This is a genomic window from Desulfosporosinus sp. Sb-LF, assembly GCF_004766055.1.
Classification (GTDB): domain Bacteria; phylum Bacillota; class Desulfitobacteriia; order Desulfitobacteriales; family Desulfitobacteriaceae; genus Desulfosporosinus.
In genome coordinates this window covers 32945-55038 of record NZ_SPQR01000014.1, presented here as the reverse complement: position 1 = coordinate 55038, position 22094 = coordinate 32945, and the positions used below count along the sequence as shown (strand labels likewise).

The following is a 22094-nucleotide window of genomic DNA, read 5'->3' as shown; positions in this document are numbered from 1 at the left end:
TTCCACAATTGGTGGTATTTTGATATCGTCACGGTAGGCAACGACCCCAATGGAAGATTAGGGAAGCTAACCGTATACCAGAAAGAATCAAGGCACCCTACATTGTAATTAATCAACGTAGGTGCCTTGCCCATTTTTACCATTATACATTCACACCCACCGTCAATCCTGACTTGAATACAACGGTGAATTTTTCCCCAAAGATAACTTTCTTAATTAACCATCGGACAAGCGGCTCGTCATATTCCGTAATTGCTGTGGCCTGTTCTCGTAGGAATATGACCATATCAGAAATCCGCTTTTTCAGCTCATCCCGTCCCGTCCGGCGCTTTCCAGCTGCACCTTTTGTTTCTCTTAGCGTAGGCGGTAAATCTCATCAGCGACATGCTCGTAATCGGACTTGGTATTGGCTAGTTTCAGAAGCTCGGTTTGAAGCACCTCCAGGCGCTTGTCGATATTCGTTGGTTACGACAATATGAATATAATATTATAGCTCTTTTGTAGTGACAGGGCACGTGGAGTGCTTGATAGTGCTATATTTGCCTTGACTGAAAGCCTTGGTATGAGCGGGTTTGAGAAGGTGATTGTCTTTTTAGGGTGACAGAGTGTATGTGGGAACATATTGAGCCAGATCGTTTTTTTTTATAAACGGTCTGGCTTTCTTTGTTTTTCTTGGATTATTTATGCTACCCTGGGAGGAGTTAAAGGAAAGATGTGGAAAGTAATAGATTATTGGTTAAAGCATATTTGAGGCATTGGCATTTGGGTAGTGTTTCATAGCAATGGTAATACACAATCGTAGAATTGAGGTCAAGGATTCAAGGACAATAAAGCTTTACATAAAAGAAGGGTGTGGGGGATCTATGTTCAATGACAATTTCACAAGGTTTAGAGACTTTGGACATGTTCATAATAGTTATTATCAAAAAGTTAATGAATTGGCTTCTTTAAAAAATTCCTTTATTAATACCGAGCAAGATATAAATATTGTCTTTTCAAGTGCTGTAGAAGATGATTTTGTAATTTACAAAGATAGGCAAAAGATCGGCTCATCGGATATTAATAATGCTACGAAAATATATTTTGATACTCACTTTACTACAATAAACGGAGAATCAATATTCCTAAAATTTGAGCCAAATAATAATAAAGGATTACAACCTTGGTTCTGTGTTGGTATTATTCATGGCAAAGAAATTAAATTTGATATTGCAACCGACCCTGGTGAATTATTAATGACTTGGGCCTATTTGAATGATTGGAGACAAACCGTTCAAAAATTGAGAGATATGGCTTTACCAGAAAAATGGTATTATGGAAGTGAGGATAACAATAATGATATTCTCTGGAACTATTTAAGATTTACGTTTTCTAAACTTTGGAGAGAGAGTAAAGTGATGGAGACCAATAATTACGCTGCTTTTAATACTGGGCTAGTGGATGAGAGATTTGAGTATATTTATGCCATGTTTGTGCCAAATCCATCTGGTCAATCAGAATGGAGGTTTAAAGGTTTTTGCGTTGAAGCTGAAGAAGAGTTAGGAAAAGACTTGATTAGATTTTTTAATCCTCTACCACGACCTGCTACATATTTTAGAAGTATAAATGATATGGTTTATATGATCGATTCAGACAGGTCGCTTAGAGATCAGGCTCCGAGACCTGACTATAGACATATAATAATTGAAAACACGCAAAGGCTTCCAATGGATTTTTTGATAAAGCAATGTTACGACTACCCCGATATAATGACACTAATTGATGATGTTCAGAAGAAACAGATTCGGGACGAGAGATTAAGTATATGGTCAAATATTTCAAAAGCGATCGACATAAATAAAGAAGTATTCAAAAGAATTAAAGACAGAATTTCTGAAGCTATTGATTTAGCAGTAAAAAGGGTAGCATGGAATTATAAAACTGCAATTCCAATGTATTATCCTAAAGGCGGAAAAATGACATTACTTCTTCCGTTGTCTTTGAATAAAGAATCAGTAGTGGACGTAGCATTAGTGGTGGAAAGTACAGGGAGTGGGAATTATCTGGGACATACAATTATTGAGTTGGATTGGGCATATAACAATTCAAGGTTAGTCTGTAAACCACTAAGCGATTGGCTAACCCCTGAATTAATACAGATAAATAATCAATTGTCCTGATAAATAATTTCTAGCTATCAATTTAAGAAGATCTAAAAAGGCTTGTCTGATAATTATAAATGAATAACGTTTAAGAACTATTGCTGAAAGGCAAGCGAATACCTTCTCGAAACTGGAGTGTACTGCTATATCACAAGGATTATTCGGTAGGGGAAAAGGGCAAGAAGGTTACGGTTGAGGTTGGGATGAATAAGTAAAGTAAATATCCACTCATATTAAAAAGCATCTGCTGGAAGGCAGTTGCTTTTTAATATGAGTGGATATTTAAGATAATCTGATAATAACCTGCAAACTATTATTTACGCATACGTATGAGAACCTGCTGAATTTGCTCCATCCATATTGTAAGTAGCATTAAACACCATATCAGATAGCCATTGTTTGAAGGAAGCATCGCTGTTGTAGGCTTTGAAAATCTCCATATTTACAGACATCATATCCATGACAGCTTTCTTTAGCGCACGTTCACTTTCAACACGAGCATTCTGCCTATCAGAGTTTTTTATGGCATTTTGATATGCCTCATCTTGTCTTATGATCTCAGGTAATTCGGAGATGTTCTTACCGGTTTTTTCTGTATCAGTCCAGTCTTTGTCTCCAAACATCTCATGGAAAGATGCAAGAATGTTGCTCAAAAAATCCATATCTGGCACATGGATACCTACATCAGTTCCAACCGGAATTGGGTCGATTTCTGCATCCTCGTCCTCAAGAGCAATGGACATCATTGTCTGGGCTTCAGCACGGTAGCTCTCCAAGTCAACTGCCTCCAGGATTCCTTCGGACAAATCGTTTTCCCTCGGAGAAGGTAGTTTCGGTATGAGTAATGTTAAAAAGATAGTAAGCTTTTCCCATTCCACTGAGCCGTATGGAAGAATAGCAGACAAGAAATTGTAGGTTCTTGTGAATGTTTTTGCAGAACTCTTAAATTCAATCTGCTCCTCAAATTCAAGGTGCTTGTAGTTTTCTACACAAATATCAAGAATTGGATCGAGCTTATCTCTTTCAGCTGCGTTCAAATACAGAGTCACTAGGATGTCAATTTGACTTTGGTTATACACCTGCAAGTCTTCCATTGTAACAATGAGGTCGTTTAGTTTGTTTGCATCGGTCTCATCTGAAAGGATAGTTGTCTTATAATAATCCGAGAATGCATTTCTGATGGTTTCTGTATCATTGGCAAAGTCCAGAATAAACGTGTCTGTCTTCTGTGGAATAGCACGATTTAAGCGAGACAGTGTTTGCACTGCTTTAATACCTGTCAGCACTTTATCAACGTACATGGTGTGCAACAATGGTTCATCAAAGCCGGTCTGGAACTTGTCTGCTACGACTAAAATACGATAAGGATCTTTTTTGAACATTTTTTCAATCTGTGCACTCGGGAAACCATTAATACTGACTTCGTTTAAGGGCTTGCCGCCATATTCTTTGCTGCCTGAGAAAGCGACAATAGCCTTGAACTGGCTCTTGCGCTCTTCCAACTTCTTAGTGATGGCATAGTAATATTCAATGGCGCGTGCAATGCTGCTTGTAACGACCATAGCACGAGCCTTGCCACCAACCTTGCCCTTTGAAATGATCGCTGAGTGGAAATGGTCAACCATCATATCTGCCTTTTGAGCGATAGCATAGCTATCGGACTCTACGAAAGAACGTAGCTTTTTCTGCGCTTTTTTCTTATCAAACATCGGATCGTTCTCAACAGTCTTTGCTATTTTATAAAAGCTTTGAACAGGCGTATAGTATCTCAGTACATCCTTGATAAAACCTTCTTCGATGGCTTGCTTCATCGTATAGGTATGATACGGACGGTGCTTTGTTTTTCCATCTACCACATAAGGAATGCCGAAAATCTCTAAGGTCTTATTTTTTGGTGTTGCTGTGAATGCAAAATAGCTGGCATTCGGCAGCATTTTACGCCCATCTATGATGGTATTGATTTTATCTTCTAATTCATCATCGTCCTCACTGACGCTTCCGGACAGGGCAATGTTCATCTTCGCAGACAAACTACCGCTTTGGCTGGAATGCGCCTCATCTATGACAATGGCAAAATTGCTATTCTGATGGAAACTTTCAATGTCATCAAGTATAAACTGGAATTTGTGAACAATGGTGATAATGATTTTTTTACCCTCTGCTAGCAATTTCTTCAGTTCGGTAGAATCATTTGCCCAACCAACTGTGCTAGATACCTGCATAAATTGTTTGATGGTATTCTTTATCTGCTTATCTAGGTTGATACGGTCGGTAACAACAATAACCGTATCAAAGATATTACCATTTGTATTCTGGATTGTCACGAGCTGGTGTGCAAGCCATGCTATTGAATTAGACTTGCCGCTTCCTGCGCTGTGCTGAATGAGAAATTTTTGCCCGGTGCCGCTTTTCTGCGCTTCTGAGAGCAATGATTCGACCACGGAAATCTGATGATATCTTGGGAATACCTGCTTGTAAGATTTTTTGCCTGTATCCTCATCTACTTCTTCTATGACTTGAGTATAGTTCTCAATTATGTTTGCCATCTTTACCTTGGTCAAAAAATATTTCCATAGATAGTCAGTCTTTAAACCATTTTCATTTGGCGGATTACCTGCGCCACTTTCCTTGGTGCCTTTATTGAAAGGTAGGAACCACGAACTTTTGCCTTTTAGTTCGGTACACATTTTTACTTCGTTATCATCTACTGCGAAATGAACAATACAACGCTTGAAGTTGAAAATTAATTCTTTAGGGTCACGGTCTTTTTTATACTGTTGAACAGCATCGTCTACATTCTGCTTGGTCAGCTGATTCTTGAGTTCAAAAGTTGCTACAGGAAGACCATTAATAAAAACTGCGAAATCCAATGCCAACCTCGCATTTTCCTTGGAATACATGAGCTGTCTGGTCACGCTGTAGATATTCTTTTTAAACAATTCTACTGCCTTGGCATTTCCTGTAGAAGGAATGACAAAGAACATATCAAGCACAAGATGCTTATAGCGCAGACCCTTCCGGAAAATATCGATGATGCCGAGGGTACGCAGCTTCTCGCTTAAGTAGGTCAAGAATTTTGTCTTCTCAATCTCGCTATCCAAGATATGAAGCTCAGCAACCTTGACCGGCTGGGTATCCTTGAGGAAGCGAAATAGGCGAAATTCATCTATGGCGTAGTCTTTGTTGAAGTCGGCATTTTGACCTTGTTCGAAGTTGTTGTTGTTGACAAGCCAATTAACAATCAAGTTTTCTAATCCATCTTCTTTAGTGTTACTGGTCTTCATCGAGTACTTCCTCCGCTTCTTCAAAATCATCGTCAGCTTCGACATCTTCCTCAAGATTGTCAAGACCTGTTGGTTCTTCTACAAAGTCCTCAATCTCAATGCCCCTAATGTCTAGCTTGCCGGTTACCACTTCGGAGATGAGGCTGGTGCGGTATTCTATCAATAGCTGGATTTCATCTAGAAGCATCTTAATCTGCGCGTCGATTTTAGTTGTCTTATCAGAAAGATAATTTGCTATTTCAAGTTGTTCTTCTTTGCTGAACTTTATCAGCGGAATCGCTGCAAAGTTGGAGAAACGCAACGCTTGTCCATCACGAATAAGATCAGAGGTGCTTTGCAGTGCTTTGATATAATCAGGAGATTTAAACAACCAACGAAAATATGCAGGTTCTACATGTTCTCCTGGAATAATCATAACATAGGCTGAACTGATACATCCCCGAATTTTACTATGCTCCAAGCCGCCTTGAAAGCTACGCATGCTAATGACAAAAAATCATTTAGATCAACGTGTTTCAGAATATCGCTGCCTTTTAGCACAACTGTAACCCTGCGTCCTACTAGCCTCATAAATTCGCCCTGTTCAATAATACCATACTTCTGTGAAGCTGTTAGTTGAACATCATCCGAATGTGCTTTTTCTTTTCTTTGTGTGAATAGTCGTTTGCTTTGAACGACTTCCCAGTGTTCTGGAATATCCCCAAGCCAATTAACATAACTTGGCTTCATTTTCACAGCAGTGTTGACGCCTTTGGTGGCAGCATGGTTTATCTCGGCTACTCGTTGCTCCTTTAAAAAGGCAATCTGTTTCTTTTTTGCTTTAATAAATCTCTTTATTTTAGAAGTCTGGCTGTCAAGATAACGAACAATTTGTTCCTGTTCTTCGTGAGGTGGGACTGGTAATTTTGCCCCGAGAAAAACAGGTACATTTATTACCTTTCGAAGACCTGTGTAAAGTGGTTTTAGAGCCTTTACGTTATCTAGTGAAAGATAGTAGTAATAAAGATAACGCTTAATGATTCCCTGAATCTTGAAAACATCATATGCACCAGTAATCATCCCATCAAAACGAGATAATCCCACTGTTCTAGGTGTCTCATCAAGATCGAATAGACAAAAAATAATATCATCTTTTTCGACCACTTTATAATTACCAAAGTCTTTTGGAAACTTCCCTTTACCGCTTTCAATATCTCTTACTATGACGCCATTAACAGTTAATGACAACAAAGTATATTCGGACGATTTCTCACCAACGGTTGTTTTGCACTCTTTTAAAACAGTTTTATTTCTCAACAATGTCCAGTGTCCAGGAATTTGAGGAAGCCAAGGAAGATTCGTTGGTTGATATTTCTCATAAGTTGTCAATTTTGCGCTCATAAATCAACCTCAATTATTTCTGCAAGTAATCCATCTGTTTCTGCTTCTATGCCTTTAATATCAGCAATGATATCTGTCAAATCACGGAGCTGAACAGGCTTGTAAAAATATTTTGTAAAGCTAAGTTCATAACCGATTTTAGTAGAATCCTCATCGATCCATGCATCGGGTGTAAATGGTAAAATTTCAGTTTTGAAAAAGGCGTCAATACCACCTTCATAGGAGAGTGGTATTATCTCGTTATCCTTCAAGTCCTTGTCGCTTTCAAATTCAACAGTAGAGGCATAACCCTCCGCTATTGGGTCAAATTTACCGTACAAGGGATTCGGTTCTTCGTTTGGATATTGTTTTTTGTACACCTTTTTGGCCGCTTCATCTACTATAGTAAAATAAGTGCGAATCAATTTCTCGCGCTTTGTATTCATTTTTACGTTTTTCCCTGTAGCAACAACTTGCACTTGGGTTATAAAGTCGTTGTAGTCAAGAAGCGATTCTTGGTACAATATTTCCTTAACGGCTACTAACACACTATAAAGTGGATTATCATCGACATTCTTTTTAAATAGAGCAAAGTTCTCATCGGTCAAATGCACAGCAAGACGTAAAGGTCTTAAAATATCAACAGAGTAATACGCAAACTGAATATTATCAAATACTTTGCTGTATTCTGAATTTGCATTATCGAAAGCCATATATATATCCATAATTTGCCTGCGAATATCATATGTGATTTCACAATTTTTCTCGCCAAGGTTCTTGCGAAGCGATGCTTTCAATGAGGTAGCGTCTATCAATTGAACTTTGCCTTTACGTTCCTTTGGCTTCTTGTTTGTCACAATCCAAAGGAAAGTGCCGATAGGGGTGTTGTAAAACAGCTTTTCTGGCAACGCTACAATCGCTTCTAACCAATCGTTTTCGATGATATAACGGCGCAGATTGCTTTCACCGCCACCTATACTACCGGTAAACAGCGAGGAACCACTATGTACTTCAACAATACGGCTACCTAGTTGGGTGTCTTTTTTCATTTTACTAACATTGTTAGCAAGGAAAAGCATCTGTGGGTCACCTACGTTCGGAACAATGGTGTATTCGGGGTCACCGCTATAATTTATAATATATCGACTATCGGTGATTTCTTTCTTATCTTTGTAGCCCCATGCTTCAAGGTCTTTCTTCCAAGGGGTCCCAAATGGTGGATTAGAAATCATGAAGTCATAGGTCTCCCTGGAAAAGCCATCGTTGGATATGGTCGAACCATAAAAAATATGTTCCGACTGTTCACCTTCACCTTTAATAAGCATATCAGCTCGGGCAATAGCGTAAGTTTCTGGCTGAAGTTCCTGTCCATAGAGATGTATCGAAACCTTTTTCTCAGCTGCTTCAGCTAATTCATGGATACGATTGTCAGCAACAGTTAATATACCTCCAGTACCGCAGGCACCGTCATAGATGCGGTAGGTTGTGCTGGTGATTCTATGGGCAACTGGAATAAATGCAATGTCCGCCATCAGTTCAACGATATCTCTTGGGGTGAAATGTTCACCGGCCTCGGTTACATTATTTTCTTCATTAAATCGAAGAAGTAGGTGTTCAAAGGCAGTACCCATTGAATGGTTATCGAGTGCAGGTAATTTGATGGTTTTGCCATCATCATAATAAACTGGGCGACTGCCCAAGTTGATTTGAGGGTCAACAAACTTTTCTATAAGCATTCCAAGGATGTCGTTATCCACCAATGTGTCGATTTCGTTTCTGAATTTGAATTTGTCGATAATCTCCTGCACATTTTTGCTAAAACCATCAAGATATAAACTGAAGTCTGCACGAAGCTGTTGCTGTCTGGTTCTTGCTTTCAAGTCCTTCAATGTGTATGGAGAACTGTTGCAGAATGCTTCCCCAATAATGTTACAAATAGCATCATCCTGTTCTAAAACATCATTTTCGTCAAGTTGTTTCTTAAACTCCAATACTTCTTTTTTTGTCGGCTCGAGCACCGCATCGAAACGGCGAATAACTATCATAGGTAAAATAATTTTTCTGTAATCGCCCTTGTTGTATATGTGAACCAAGCAATCGTTTGCGATATTCCAAATAAAAGTAATAATTTGATTATATACTTGATCGTCCATGTAAACACTCCTATGCTATATTATATACGATACTGTTTAACAAAAAATAGTTAGTTTATATAATATTCCCAATATTCGTTACTGCAACTTAAGCATTGCATAATTTCCCCATAATATATCCATTTTCATTTCTGCCTTACTTGGTTAATAAAGTAGTACTTATTCCAGTCAGATCCTTCCTTTTTATACCATTATCGTAAAGAATATCCATGTTTTTTAATACTTAAAACAATTTCACCTCGAAATATATTATAGCTCTAAAAATTTCAATAAATCAATTTAATATTCGTAACTTAAATGTATTTAAATTCTAATTAGGCCATTGACAAAATAAAATATTCCAGATAGAATAGTGTTAGAAATAAGCGAACACGCTTTTATAATACATAGGGGGTAATGGTAATGAGTGAAAGATTCGGGAAATTTGTAGAACTTAAGAGAAAAGAGAAGGAAATTAATCTCAGAAAACTCGCTGAAATACTTAAAATTGCTCCTGCTTATATGAGTGATATGGAGAAAGGCAGACGTTATCCGCCTGACAAGGAGAAACTTTACAAAATTGCTGAAGCTCTTTGTCTTTCTGAAGAAGAAACCAATGAGATGTTTGATTTGGCTGCTTTAGAAAAAGAGAACACAGTATCGCCGGACTTGCCAGAATACATCATGGGAAATGAAAAGTTACGTTTTGCTTTGCGAAAAGCACGCGACATCAATGCTGATGATGCAGACTGGCAAAAAATTATAGAGATGCTAGAGAACAAGGAATAATACTGCAATTAATTAAGAAAATAGGAGGTTCTGAAGTATTGATATATTACAAATACTCCCAGGAAAATATAGAGCAGAAGGCTGAGGGCGTTTTGCGTGAATTTGACGCAGAACGGTTAGAGCTCCCCAAAACATTAGATGTATATGATTTTATTGAGCAGTATCTAGATGTGCCTTATGATTGGAAGAACCTAACGCCAGACCAGTCACTTTTAGGTTTAACTGCATTTAATGACGGTTATTGGTGGGTCTGGCCAGATGGAGCAAAAACAGATGGCTCAACCTTGCCGGAAAAACTTGTGGTCCCTAAAAACACTATTTTAATAGATAATTCGGTTGTCAATTGTCAAAGCAAAGGGCGAGAAAACTTTACTGTCATACATGAGTGCTTTCATCAGATATTACATCGAAAGTCATTCTCAAGAGGGAAAGTCGACTATATGCATTCATGTGCGAAAAAGGATTTTTACGCAAATGTCGGCAAAAAGAAGACAATGACTGCAATTGAAATAATTGAGTGGCAAGCAAATGCTTCTACTGCTGCCTTTCTAATGCCAAGACAAGCTGTACGCAATGTCTTCCTTGAAAAGCTCGAGCTGAGTACTCTTCCTACAACCCCAATTCCTTTGACATTTCATATTAATGCTAAAATTTATGAAATGGCTGATTTGTTTAATTCATCATATATAGCAATGAAATATCGTCTTTGCGGACTTAATCTTCTCCAAAATAGGGTATATGACATTGACGACATCGATTTGTTTTAGGCCATGGGAATATGCTATTGTACATAACCTATTTTTTTAATCATAGTGTTAGTAATAAGCGAACACGCTTATTGCGCATAATAGAGGGAATGGATGATGAGTGAAAAATTTGCTAAACGAAAGACTACTCTTCAAGTGGGACGATGAACAAAAGCAGACAGAAATTGTTTTGTACAAACAAGAGGCTACAGTCTATCTTTATGACGATGGAACGTACAAAATATATATGCTGCCTAAAGAACTGACGGAGATCACTCGGAGGGCGCAGCCGTGCCGTTGATGACTTTAAGGCATATGAAGTTGAAGATTTCTTGAGCTAAAAAGTGGGGGTGGATGGTATGAGCAATCTAATACCAGTGGAACAAAAACTAGTTGATTTCAACGGTTCTGAACTTATGGTGATCAAGAGCAATGATGGAAAGATCCGAGTAGGAGTCAAATGGGTCGCTAACGGAATAGGGCTAGACAAAAGTAAATCAGATGTTCAGGTTCAGAAAATTCAAAGTGATTTAGTTCTCTCTAGGGGTGCTTGTAAAATCAATCTCCCCACTTCAAGCGGTAATCAGGAGATTCTCTGTCTAGAACTCGACTTTCTTCCATTATGGTTAGCAAAGATCAATGCCAACATTATCGACCATCCTGGAGTCCAGGAACGACTCATTAGCTATCAATTGAAAGCTAAAGATGTTCTAGCGGCTGCTTTCATCGAGAGCAAGCCCACGAGTATAGAAGATGTCCTTATTGCTCAGTTGCAGTCAATGAAAGATATTAAATTAAAGCAGGAACAACAAGATGAATCCATCAAGCTACTTGCTGCCAAAATTGAAACCCATCCTAAAGATTTTTTCTCGATTGCCGGTTACGCGAGCCTCCGTGGTTTTAAGGTGGATATTAGCCGGGCTAATCTATTAGGGAGAAAAGCGTCAAAACTTAGTCGAGACTACGGTGTTCAAATGGGCAAAGTTACTGATCCAAGGTTTGGCCAAGTCAATACTTATCACCTAGACATTCTGAAAGAAGCTTTCAATTGAAAACGTAAGGTATTGATGTTTAAGTTAATCTAACGTAGAGCTCACCAAAAGTGGGGTCTACGCTTACACCTCCGCACCCGACTACGAAATATTGTTGTTCGCTTTTTCCTCTGATTGAGGCAAAAATCGTGGAACTTGCAAGTGGTGAAAGGTTGCTACTCCTAATAGTGAAGGCGTTAACAGATAAGACTTCTTAACGCCAATTTCGAACGTACTTACCAATACTTATTATTCTATTAAATGTAATTGGAATGACAAAGACCAAAGCACCACATCCCTAATCCAGTCGTCAGCCCATTCCAAGATCGGGGAAGGTATACTGGCTTGGTAAAGAAGCTCTGGGACGTTAAGGGATTTTCTGGGTGGGGTAGAATATCTAGAATTAGATTTAAGTAGTAATCCTTTGTCGTTATGTTCGACGCTGAATAATTCAGCGTCTTTTTTTATTGCCCTCAACCAAAGAGGTATTTAGCAACTAATGAAGAATCATAAATTCATTGATGTATTCTGGACGGGTTTTTTATAAACAGTCTCGAGAGGAGAACTTTATTATGGCAACTTATAAAGAAATACAAGACTATGTAAAGCTTAATAACGGTTTTATGTCAAAATCATGCTGGATTGCCCATATGAAAGAATTGTGCGGTCTAAACCCAAAGATGTCTGCAAGAAGGTATTCACCAACTAGTAGGACGAATCCCTGTCCTTTAGAAAAACAAGATGCTCTTAGGAATGCTTTTAGGCATTTTGGAATGATATGAATTCTGCAGCTCGCTTAAAAACAAGCACACAGTCGGGGCATACCGAACTGTCATTATACAAACGGGAAATTGCTCCTAGGTTGTTATCAGACGTGAAACGTATCTGTTATGCGAAAATTATTAGATAAACCTGATTGCAATCAATCTGAAATGTGAGGTAAAGAAGTGTCCGATTACATATTGACTTACTCAAAAATTAAGTTCTTTCCAATGGAGCCAATAATGGCAGACATCAAAATAGAGGATATTGCTCACTCGTTGTCGCTGATGACTAGGGCAAACGGCCATTTCAGTCATTTTTATTCGGTAGCCCAACACTCGATTCATTGCTATCAGGAGGCCAAAAGCCGAGGGTATTCTGAACGGGTACAACTCGGTTGCCTTTTGCATGATGCCAGTGAAGGTTATATTTCCGATTTAACAAGGCCAGTCAAGCGTAACATGCCTGAGTATTCTGTTATTGAAGCGAGGCTGCAAAGTATAATCTATGATAGGTTTGAGCTTGGTGATTTATCGGATGGAGAACAAAAGCAGATAAAAGATGTTGACGACACATTACTTCACTATGAGTTTGAATCATTAATGGAGATTCAGATGTTTAACCCTCCACCAAACAAGGCTATGGAACATGACTTCTCTCAAAGGGATTTTGTCAGTGTAGAGAAAGAATTTATTGCTGCTTTTAAGGAACTAATAAGCAAGCAGCCAGCCGCCAGCTAGCTAGGCAGGTCATCATTAAATGTATAGGTGTCGACGGGTTTTAACATGTAATAAAGGAAATTTATTTGTGAAGTTTGGAGTATGAATGAAGGAAGAGGTTTATAGTTGGTGACTAATAATATTGAGAGAATGCCTGAACTAATACAAGAGATGTATGCTATCATTCATAAACTCGAAGAGAATTTTCCTGGAAGGCACTTTACGCCAGATGGTCACTTAGTTGGAAGCATTGGCGAAGTTCTGGCCTCACATCAATACGGACTGACATTAATGCCCGCATCTTTTGAAAAACACGATGCTAGAAGTGTTGATGGGCGAATGGTACAGATTAAAGCTACACAAGGAAAATCAATTGGTTTAAGTAGTCAACCTGATTACTTAATAGTAATAAAGATCTTGCCTAACGGTTTATCAGAGGAAATATTCAATGGTCCTGGCCGATTGGCATGGGATAACGCTGGGAAAATGCAAAAAAACGGTCATAGACCAATATCCGCCTTTAAGTTGCGCGGACTAATGGAATCAGTTGAAGAAGGACAATGCATTGCAAAGGTTTAATTAAATACTAAGAACTCGATCACACATTATCTAATTGTTGGTTGGTTAGGTAATAGTATATGATTGTTTCTTGGGGTGTTGCGGGAGTCCTAGGCTCTCGGCACTATAACAAAGGTGAATCTACAAGGTTGTTCTGTACGTCAGTATTACTACTGAAATAATCTTTACTACTCCTCATTTTCATTAGTAATAAATGATTGTAACCCAAGTACGACATAACTCCATCCAGTAGTCCGCTCATTCTCAGATCGGGAAGGGTGTCCCGGCTTGGTAAAGAGGCTCTGGGGTAGTTATGTGAATTTGATGTGTGGGATGAATCTGTAAGTTGGGGGTCATTTATTTGGATTATAATCAAATTGAGAATATATTGCTATCGTTTGGACTTGAGCAACATTCAAATTCCGAAGGAACCCATTTTACTTTCCATAAAGGAAAGAAACATAAGATTATTTTTGAAAGGCTAAAACCTCTAGATAATGGCGGGGCTGGGGGTTATTTATTTGCTAAGGTACTGGAAGAATATAAAAATCAATGTAGTAAAAATGGTCATATAAGTGTAAGAAAAATAAATAGCGAAATTGAATTAAGAAATCTTGTTCAACAGGTGATCATGCACTTTGATTCTATCTATTAAATAATGTGTTTAAAGTGACGTGGATATTGTAGCGTGTTGAGTGGCCCTTGCTGGACTATCGGGCCATATTGTCTTGTTACTATATATTCCATGATCAAAGCTCCTTCGTATACGCTTAGCAAAACGAATACAGTGATCCATAGTCCCACATTATGTATCCGCTCGCCCAGCTCATACCCCGATAAGGGGAAGGGTGTCCCATTGCTAAGTAAAGAAGCTCTGGGGTAGTATAGAGATGTGCCTGGGTGGGTGACAGCTAGAAGAAAACTTAGTTGAATACAAAGTAACTGGAAAATTCAACGAAAGAGGAGAAAGTAATGAAATTAGGGCGCTACAAAAAATACAGTAGGGAAGATGTTCATAGTATTTTCGATCCATCTGGTGTTTTCACACCGCAGGCTGGAACATGGGGTCTTCATGGAATAGTTAATGTGCCAGATAGTGGCGGTGACTACGTATTTTTTGTTACCTTAGGGAGTAGTCAAGGGGCGCATAATTTTGACGAAAGTATTACTAAAAACGGAGTTTTAACTTGGCAGACTCAGCCAAGTATGGATTTTAGCAATAGTAAAGTTCAGGGGTTTATAAATTTTGATCACGAAAAGAATAATATCTATCTATTCTTGAGGAAAGAGAAGAATACTCTGTATACCTATTTGGGTAATCTTGCATATGTAGAACATGATGCCACAAGAATTAAGCCTGTTCATTTTAAGTGGAGAATATTAGATTGGAATGTTGAGTCAGCAACTAAGTCACTAGGAGAAATCGCGGTGGTTCCAAGAGCGGCAATAAGTCCAAAAAATATCGAGAAAAGAAAAGGTGTAACAACTAAAGATTTCTACGCCAAAAGCGGCAATGACGTAATTGATGAAGAAGCTGAAAAACTTATTACATATGATCCAATCGAATTCATAAACTCGAAAATCAAAAGATTTGAAAAGATAATTATACAGAATAAAGATAATGGGATTCATCTTGAAAAACTGAGATTAAAGTTTGTTAATGACTTCAAAATCAAAAAAATTATTGAAATGGAAAAAGAAGAATATGTTGTTGGTTTGGGGAGACAAGACACGTTTTGTTATAGACTTGAAACTGAGCTAATGGAGCTTGGTGACATTCATGGATCAACAGCTGTAAAATTTGGTCTTTATTATGGAATCAGAGGAGACGATAAAGACAACAAATATCAAATATCTGAAGGGAAATATGGAACCGATGCAGATCAGGCACTTGTAAAAATAAAAGAGCAAATAGTAAACTTAATAATTGCCGGCGGCAATCATAATTACAATGATATTAGGAACTGTTCACTTTCTCCAATGTTTAAGGGGAAAATTCTATCTACATACTATCCAGAGCAGTATGTAAGCATATTTTCTGGAGAACATTTATCATATTTTTTAAACAAGCTTAAAGTTGATTTTTCAGAAAATATCGACGAACTCGATAAACAACTCAAACTAGTAAAGTGGAAAAATGAAAATGGTATAACGAAGGATTGGCCGATGTATTCGTTTGCAAGATTCTTATACCAAACTTTTGGGAGTTTGTCTGAAGCTAAAAAGCAAGTCAAAAATCAGCAAGAAGAATATGACAAGAATTATCCCAAGGAGCATGTAGTTCATGTAGGGATTTCGATAAGTCAGTGGAAAGATCTGATTGAAGATAGTGAGATATTTTTAGAAAAAGACACCGAGTTGATGAAACGAATTTATACTGGAGAAAATCACGCTAAAACCTGTCATGAATTGGGATTGGAAGACGGAGTATCTCCGAGTACTTACATAAAACCTGTTGTAGCTTTAGCTAGGAGAATATCAAGTAAGCTAAATTTAAAACCTGTGATAAAACATGATGGCAATGAAACATGGTGGGGTATCCCGTTTTGGGGAAAATATAGGGAAGATGGGCACTTTGAATGGAAACTGAGACCAGAGCTTGCAAAAGCCATTCAGAGCTTATATCCAGAGTTTGACTATATTAAAGACGATGAAATTGCTGATAATGAACTGGTAGAGGATCTAAGAAAACATCCAATTGCCGATATAGATCCTGTAAATGCATTTAAAGGTGTTCCCAAGAAAAAGCAGGATGTAATTTTGTCAAATGGGCATTTAACCTACCCAAGAGATAGACAAACAGCTCGGAACGCGTTAGCACATGCTGGATATGAATGTGAAATTAATAGGAATCATTCGTTATTTAAGAGGAAAAACTCTGATAAAAATTATACCGAGCCACACCATCTTGTTCCGATGGCTTATTCGGATAGATTTGATGTTTCCCTTGATGTTGAAGAAAACATAGTGTCACTTTGCAGTAACTGTCACAACCAACTACATTATGGTGAAGGCGCAGAAGAACTTCTCAAAAATTTATATGATGAGCGTAAGAAAGAGTGGGAAAAGGTGGGCATTGAGATTGGGTTGGAGCTGTTAATTGAAATGTACTAAAGCGAATATGATAGCGCTTTAGCCTATACCATAGTCTATATGAAGAATGTCAACCCATTGAGAGTGCTTCGATTAAATATCTGACTCAAGAGTTAACATAGTGGCATTACTTATAGTCGTTAGTTGCGACCAAAATACCACATCACGTACCTACTAGCCTGCCAATGCCTGATTGGGGAAGGGTTTTACGGCTTGGTTAAGAGGAATTGCGGTAGTAAGTGATTATCTGGGTAAGCTGATGAAAGCGTTTTAAATTAGTAAAAAATTTAGCACTCCATGATTAATAGTCATTCAAAGGAGGAATTTGTAATGGCAGAAATCAAATTCGAAATCAAAGAAACAATCGGTGTCCTATCAGAATCAGCAAAAGGCTGGTCGAAAGAACTAAACCTTGTTAGTTGGAATGATGCAGCCCCAAAGTATGACATCCGAGAATGGTCGCCAGATCATACGAAGATGGGGAAAGGTATCACTCTTACCAAAGAGGAAATAAAGAGGTTAAAGGATTTTCTGAGTGGCTTGAATCTCTAGAATAGTGTTAGAGTAAATCATTTTCGGTCTGACATGCGCGAATGCTAGTTCTCTGTCTTTTGAGTTTGGCACTCTGGAAAGGAACGATTCTTATGTCTGAAAAGTATCCCTCTTATGTTAAGTTACCGACTGAATGTGACCCACAAACGATCCCAAATACCCCTTATACAGTAAGATATTCTTTGACAGCAAAACTTAATAATCATTTTGAAAGTAAACTGTTATTTATCTTAATGAACCCTAGCCATGCAACTGATTTAATTTCCGACGAAACAATCAACTATTGCGCTCATATTGCTTATACTGATGTAAAACAACTAAAAATAGGGTCAGTAACAATTGTAAATATACATCCCTATTACGAGCCAAAGTCATTTAAATTACAAACAATTATTGAGGACTTAAAGACCAATCATCCAAATCTTTATGGAAGTACTATGGAGAAAAACAAAACAACAATTTTACAAGAAATCGACAATGCTAATTATGTATTTCTGTGTACTGGATTAGTGCCAAAAGAAATCGTTGACAAGGATTCATATCGAAAATTAATTAGATCCATACACAATTACTTGGAAGAAAAGGTTGAGTTTGTATTCCTATGTAAGGGTGACCAAAATAAGCAATTCTATGGAGAAGGACATTTTACATATCATCTAAATCCACTTGGTGGCCAATATGTAAATAAAGCTAAAAAGTTCGTCATTAGAAATACTGAATTCCTTGAAGTTCCTAATGAACCTGAGATAGCTCTTACTCATTATCTCTAAATGTTTCTTGTGTTGAAATTGTCATACTTAGTAAGAGACATTTAGAAATTTAAAATATTATTATACAGAAACATAGAGTCCCAAAGTACCACACTCCTTATCACTCGCCTGTATCATTCCCAGATTGGGGAAAGATGTCCCGGCTTGGTAAAGAGGTAGTTAGGTGATTTTCTGGGTGGGTTGAGTTTATAGTCACAAGAGAAGACGACCCCCAAGTATTTGCCAGATCGTTTATATTGAACGGTCTGGACTTTTTGTTTTTTATTGGGTTATTTACGCGATCTTAGGAGGAATGCGAGGAAAGATGTGGAAGGTAATAATGTATATTTTGGCTTCGAAGACAGTCTTGACATATAGAGATGTTTAACTTCTTTTTCTTCCTCCTGTTATCGATGGATAAACGTTACCGATTCCATTATTGCACATTATATACTGTGATTGAGTTTGACAAGCAGATCGTTAAGATTATAACAATTGTATGAAATCCGAGAAACAAGGGGGATAGGTTGATGGGAAAAACTCCTCGCAAGTTTGTAATGCCTACCAAAATTCAAGTAAGTGATAAAGATCCCGAAACCATATTTAGAGATTTAAAAGTTAATTCTAGTCAAGTTAAAAACCTCTGGTCACAACAAGCAGATGTTCTGAGATCTTACTATAATCAAGCTCGAGATAAAGGTGATGTTGCGTTAGAACTGCCTACTGGTACTGGTAAGACGCTCATCGGATTATTAATTGCCGAATATAGAAGGAGAATCAAACAGGAGAGAGTAGTGTATCTTTGTCCCACGAAACAACTAGCTTATCAAGTGCATTGTAAGGCACAAGACTACGGAATTCCGACCGTCGTATTAGTAGGACAACAGTCGAAATATTCTCAGGTAGACTTTGCTGACTTTATCACTTCAAAGGCCATTGCCATTACTACTTACAGTGCAATTTTTAATACAAATCCCAGAATAGATAATGCACAGGCTATCATTTTTGATGATGCCCATTCTGCTGAGAGTCATATTGCCTCACTCTGGACGGTTAAAATTTTTCGGAAGGAATGTTTTCAAGTTTATAACTCAATTATAAACTTGTTTAAGGAAGATATTCCGGACTATTTATATTCTCGGTTAATGAAGGCAGACTATGATTATTTCATGAAGTCATATGATGTTGTGCCTTACCCAAATTATTATAATAAAATACCACAACTAAGTGAATACATAGAAGCGAATATCATAAATTGTGATAAGGCCAAGTATGCATGGAGCAAGATCAAGGAAAATTTAGAGGCTTGTCATGTATATATCTCTTGGGGGGAAATAAACATAAGACCTATTATCCCACCCGCCCTTACTCACTACCCCTTTGCATATGCTAAACAGAGAATATATATGTCTGCGACACTGGGAGATGGGGGTGAATTAGAACGTCTAACTGGAGTTAAAGAAATAGAACGACTTCCCATACCAATAGGTTGGGAGAAATATAGCTCAGGACGACGCCTGATTTTATTTCCAGATCGGAAATTTGACTCTAGCAAGAGCCTAGAAATTGCATTTAAAGCTATCGAGAAACATGGTCGGGCATTGGTTCTATGTCCTGATACACACTCAGCTGATTTCTTCAAAGAACAGTTTCACAAGTCCTATCATACCATACCAATAATGGATTCATACGATATTGAGGAGAGCCTAGATCCTTTTATTCAAGAGGAAAGAGCTGTTTTAATACTAACTCGGTATGATGGTATTGATTTATCCGGGGACACTTGTAGGCTATTGGTTGTTTTTAAATTACCGGAAGCAACCAATCTACAGGAAGGTTTCTTTTGGAATCGATTAAGCGCGAATGCATTACTTAACGACCGAATACGAACTAGGATCACACAAGCTTTGGGAAGGTGCACTCGAAGTAGTGATGACTTCAGTAATGTATTAATGGTAGGTAGTGATTTGCTGAAATTTTGTGCAATTAAGGAAAACCTAAAGAACTTTCATCCAGAAATTCAGGCGGAGATCGCCTTTGGTCTTGCTAATTCTGAACCCTTTGATACTTCTGATGACTTATTAGGGTTTATGGAAGACTTTATTAATGATAAAGTATTTTTTCAAGAAATTAACCTAGCCATCACCGGGTTAAGAGATGACACTGAAAAGGTCGTTAAGCCTGCTACTGCTCAACTAATGAAGAGCGTTAAAAGCGAATTAGAATATGTAACTGCTCTTTGGAAAAATGATATTGATATGGCTCAACAAATGGCTAAAGCTGTAACTGATGCACTTAGCGGTGGTAAAGAATTGGCTGGTTATCGTGCTTGGTGGTTTTATCTTGCTGGCAGTTGTGGCTACTTGGGGTACAGACGTAATTTGATGGATCTAAGTGTTGCGAAACAAAATTATTCTACAGCATTACAGACTACAAACTCATTAACATGGTTAGCTGACTTGGCAAAGTATGTTCCATCTAACTCTGAAATAGTAACTACGGATTCAGATCTGGTTACTCAAGCTGAGGCCATTGAAGACGTATTAACAGGATTATCGATAGTAGGACCTAAGTTTGAGAAAAAAATGACTGAGTTCATGGAAAAAATTAGTAATAATAACTCAGGGAATTTTGAAAAAGGGCTTGAAAAGCTTGGAGAATACTTAGGATTTCAGTCAAAGAAACCGCCGAGTGAAGGTGCACCAGATGGAATTTGGGTACTTCGTAACAATGCATACGGATTCGAGGCCAAAAGCGAAGAAGATAGCAAAAATCCGATTTCATTAAGTACATGTAGACAGGCAAACGGACATAGAAATTGGATTTCAGATGATGAGACGTTCCCACAGCAGTTATCTATAAAAATAGTACTGCTTGACCACAAGGAAAGGTTACATCCAGATGCACTTCCTCAAGTTCATGAGCTATTTCACCAAAATATTACTGAAATTAGAGATTTGGCACTTAGAGTTACAAATTCCTTGCGACGAATCAGAAGTATTATGGCCAAGGATGGAGAGTCCAATCTTTTTACAAAAGAGCATATCTGTGAGGTGCTATGTAGTGAACGGCTCTCATATAAGCATGTAAACGAAATACTTACAACTAATAAGTTGGATGAGATGGAAATCAGTAGATAAACAATGGATGAAAGCGAGGAGTTTAGCTACTTCAGTAAGCATGATTTAATATGATTAGTAACCCATGGATGGAACGACAAGAATTCAAGTGCCACACCCCTTCCCAAATCCAGGATCTTTCCTGGATTTGGGAAGGGTGTCCCGGCTTGGTAAAGATGTGCTGTCACAGTTAAGTGATTTACTGGGTGGAATGAATTTGTAAATAGGCGAGAGAACAACATGATGGAATAAATGTGATTTAAGACCAAGAGCCGGGACGAAATGCTCGACATGACCGCACTAGTTAAAGCCCTTCTGTAAAATGTCCAAGAAGGGCTTATCGTAGTCTATTCTTCCCATACAACTACAGGGATGCGTGACCAGAGTCAAACTTGGTCGGGATTAAGTGATTTTAACATGTTATCCAATATAAGTTTTAAATCTTTTGTGCAGCCGGTCAGGTAGCAATTTTGTTCGTCGGACAGTTCGTCAAGAATTTCTTTATTGACGGATGCTTGCTGGGATAATTTTATAATAGTTCGAAGCAGTCCAGAGTACCAATTTTCGGTTAAGTAATTGCTGATGGTTCCATTTTGTAAGATGACAACTGAAATATCTTCGGTATTCTTGGCATTACGTTCGTTCTTATTATCAAATAGAGTTTGGGTGATTTCCTGCTGAGATTTTGAATCCAGTTTGGAGATTTCTTCAATAAGATTTGTCTTAACCAAATCATCAAGATGTCGAGATGTCACTTTGCCCTCTTTGATTTCGGAGACGATCTTTTCTGTTACTACTTTTTCCAGCCCCATTGCTCTTATCCGATCCTCTGGTTTGGGGCGCGATCTACTTTTAATGCTCTCATCTATGCCATATGTAAATAATTTCATCCCGTTTACAGTACCCATAGCGACCTCTGTTTTTCGAGCTTTACCCTTCTTTTTTGAAACAGCAGTTATGGCCACAAAACTCTTTTCAACTAGTTCAGTTTTCTCATCCTGGCTAAAGGAATCCACATCATTGATAGACCCTTTGACCTCATCAATCATAGGTAGTACAC

The 22094-nt window shown here is 38.0% G+C and carries 19 protein-coding genes; 13 read left to right on the top strand and 6 right to left on the bottom strand.

Annotated features, from left to right (window positions below; genetic code table 11):
- Positions 1–142: 142 nt before the first annotated feature.
- On the bottom strand, positions 143–286 hold the full coding sequence (locus E4K68_RS17220) for an integrase (RefSeq protein ID WP_135380156.1): 144 nt from the start codon (positions 284–286) through the stop codon (positions 143–145).
- 496 nt (positions 287–782) lie between these two features.
- On the opposite strand from E4K68_RS17220, the gene E4K68_RS17215 reads away from it, so the two are divergent.
- Positions 783–2159 carry a DUF3825 domain-containing protein gene (locus E4K68_RS17215; RefSeq protein ID WP_135380155.1) on the top strand — a complete coding sequence of 459 codons (1377 nt, stop codon included), beginning with the start codon at positions 783–785 and terminating at the stop codon, positions 2157–2159.
- A 299-nt stretch (positions 2160–2458) separates the two neighbouring features.
- Here the strand turns inward: E4K68_RS17215 and E4K68_RS17210 are convergent, their stop codons facing one another.
- Genes E4K68_RS17210 through E4K68_RS17195 form a run of 4 tightly spaced genes read right to left on the bottom strand, consistent with a single transcriptional unit; the run spans position 2459 to position 8937 of the window.
- A complete protein-coding gene (locus tag E4K68_RS17210) occupies positions 2459–5425 on the bottom strand; it encodes a DEAD/DEAH box helicase family protein (RefSeq protein ID WP_135380154.1) in 2967 nt (988 codons plus the stop codon).
- Positions 5412–5906, bottom strand: a complete 495-nt coding sequence (locus E4K68_RS17205; RefSeq protein WP_206751211.1) for a hypothetical protein — start codon at positions 5904–5906, stop codon at positions 5412–5414. The genes E4K68_RS17210 and E4K68_RS17205 overlap by 14 nt, the downstream gene beginning before the upstream one ends.
- The gene (locus E4K68_RS17200; RefSeq protein WP_135380152.1) at positions 5837–6805 is read right to left on the bottom strand and encodes a restriction endonuclease subunit S; all 969 of its coding nucleotides are present in this window, start codon (positions 6803–6805) and stop codon (positions 5837–5839) included. The genes E4K68_RS17205 and E4K68_RS17200 overlap by 70 nt, the downstream gene beginning before the upstream one ends.
- A complete protein-coding gene (locus E4K68_RS17195; protein WP_135380151.1) occupies positions 6802–8937 on the bottom strand; it encodes a class I SAM-dependent DNA methyltransferase in 2136 nt (711 codons plus the stop codon). Before E4K68_RS17195 ends, E4K68_RS17200 begins: the two co-directional genes overlap by 4 nt.
- 402 nt (positions 8938–9339) lie before the next feature.
- Here E4K68_RS17195 and E4K68_RS17190 point away from each other — a divergent pair, with 402 nt between their 5' ends.
- The 12 genes from E4K68_RS17190 to E4K68_RS17140 all read left to right on the top strand — a co-directional run bounded on the left by E4K68_RS17190 (position 9340) and on the right by E4K68_RS17140 (position 21055).
- Positions 9340–9705 (top strand): helix-turn-helix transcriptional regulator, encoded by a 366-nt coding sequence (locus E4K68_RS17190; protein WP_135380150.1) that lies wholly within the window; start codon positions 9340–9342, stop codon positions 9703–9705.
- 38 nt (positions 9706–9743) lie between these two features.
- Positions 9744–10472, top strand: coding sequence for an ImmA/IrrE family metallo-endopeptidase (locus E4K68_RS17185; RefSeq protein ID WP_158291450.1), 729 nt, complete (start codon positions 9744–9746; stop codon positions 10470–10472).
- A gap of 109 nt (positions 10473–10581) precedes the next feature.
- Entirely contained in the window at positions 10582–10752 is a 171-nt protein-coding gene (locus E4K68_RS20450) for a hypothetical protein (RefSeq protein ID WP_158291449.1), read from the top strand.
- Between the two features lie 58 nt (positions 10753–10810).
- Positions 10811–11503, top strand: coding sequence for a phage antirepressor N-terminal domain-containing protein (locus tag E4K68_RS17180; RefSeq protein WP_135380148.1), 693 nt, complete (start codon positions 10811–10813; stop codon positions 11501–11503).
- A gap of 551 nt (positions 11504–12054) precedes the next feature.
- Positions 12055–12264, top strand: coding sequence for a hypothetical protein (locus tag E4K68_RS17175; protein ID WP_135380147.1), 210 nt, complete (start codon positions 12055–12057; stop codon positions 12262–12264).
- Between the two features lie 165 nt (positions 12265–12429).
- Positions 12430–12984 carry a phosphohydrolase gene (locus tag E4K68_RS17170; protein ID WP_135380146.1) on the top strand — a complete coding sequence of 185 codons (555 nt, stop codon included), beginning with the start codon at positions 12430–12432 and terminating at the stop codon, positions 12982–12984.
- A 129-nt stretch (positions 12985–13113) separates the two neighbouring features.
- Positions 13114–13542, top strand: coding sequence for a hypothetical protein (locus E4K68_RS17165; RefSeq protein ID WP_135380145.1), 429 nt, complete (start codon positions 13114–13116; stop codon positions 13540–13542).
- 340 nt (positions 13543–13882) lie between these two features.
- Positions 13883–14176 carry a hypothetical protein gene (locus E4K68_RS17160; protein ID WP_135380144.1) on the top strand — a complete coding sequence of 98 codons (294 nt, stop codon included), beginning with the start codon at positions 13883–13885 and terminating at the stop codon, positions 14174–14176.
- Between the two features lie 287 nt (positions 14177–14463).
- Positions 14464–16635, top strand: coding sequence for a DUF3427 domain-containing protein (locus E4K68_RS17155; RefSeq protein WP_282433004.1), 2172 nt, complete (start codon positions 14464–14466; stop codon positions 16633–16635).
- Between the two features lie 309 nt (positions 16636–16944).
- Complete coding sequence (locus E4K68_RS17150; protein ID WP_135380142.1) at positions 16945–17166, top strand: YdbC family protein; 222 nt, start codon at positions 16945–16947, stop codon at positions 17164–17166.
- Between the two features lie 65 nt (positions 17167–17231).
- Complete coding sequence (locus tag E4K68_RS17145) at positions 17232–17936, top strand: DUF1643 domain-containing protein (protein ID WP_158291448.1); 705 nt, start codon at positions 17232–17234, stop codon at positions 17934–17936.
- A 509-nt stretch (positions 17937–18445) separates the two neighbouring features.
- A complete protein-coding gene (locus E4K68_RS17140; protein WP_135380140.1) occupies positions 18446–21055 on the top strand; it encodes a DEAD/DEAH box helicase in 2610 nt (869 codons plus the stop codon).
- 365 nt (positions 21056–21420) lie between these two features.
- On the opposite strand, the gene E4K68_RS17135 is transcribed toward E4K68_RS17140, so the two are convergent.
- Positions 21421–22083 carry a hypothetical protein gene (locus E4K68_RS17135; RefSeq protein ID WP_135380139.1) on the bottom strand — a complete coding sequence of 221 codons (663 nt, stop codon included), beginning with the start codon at positions 22081–22083 and terminating at the stop codon, positions 21421–21423.
- Between the last annotated feature and the right edge of the window lie 11 nt (positions 22084–22094).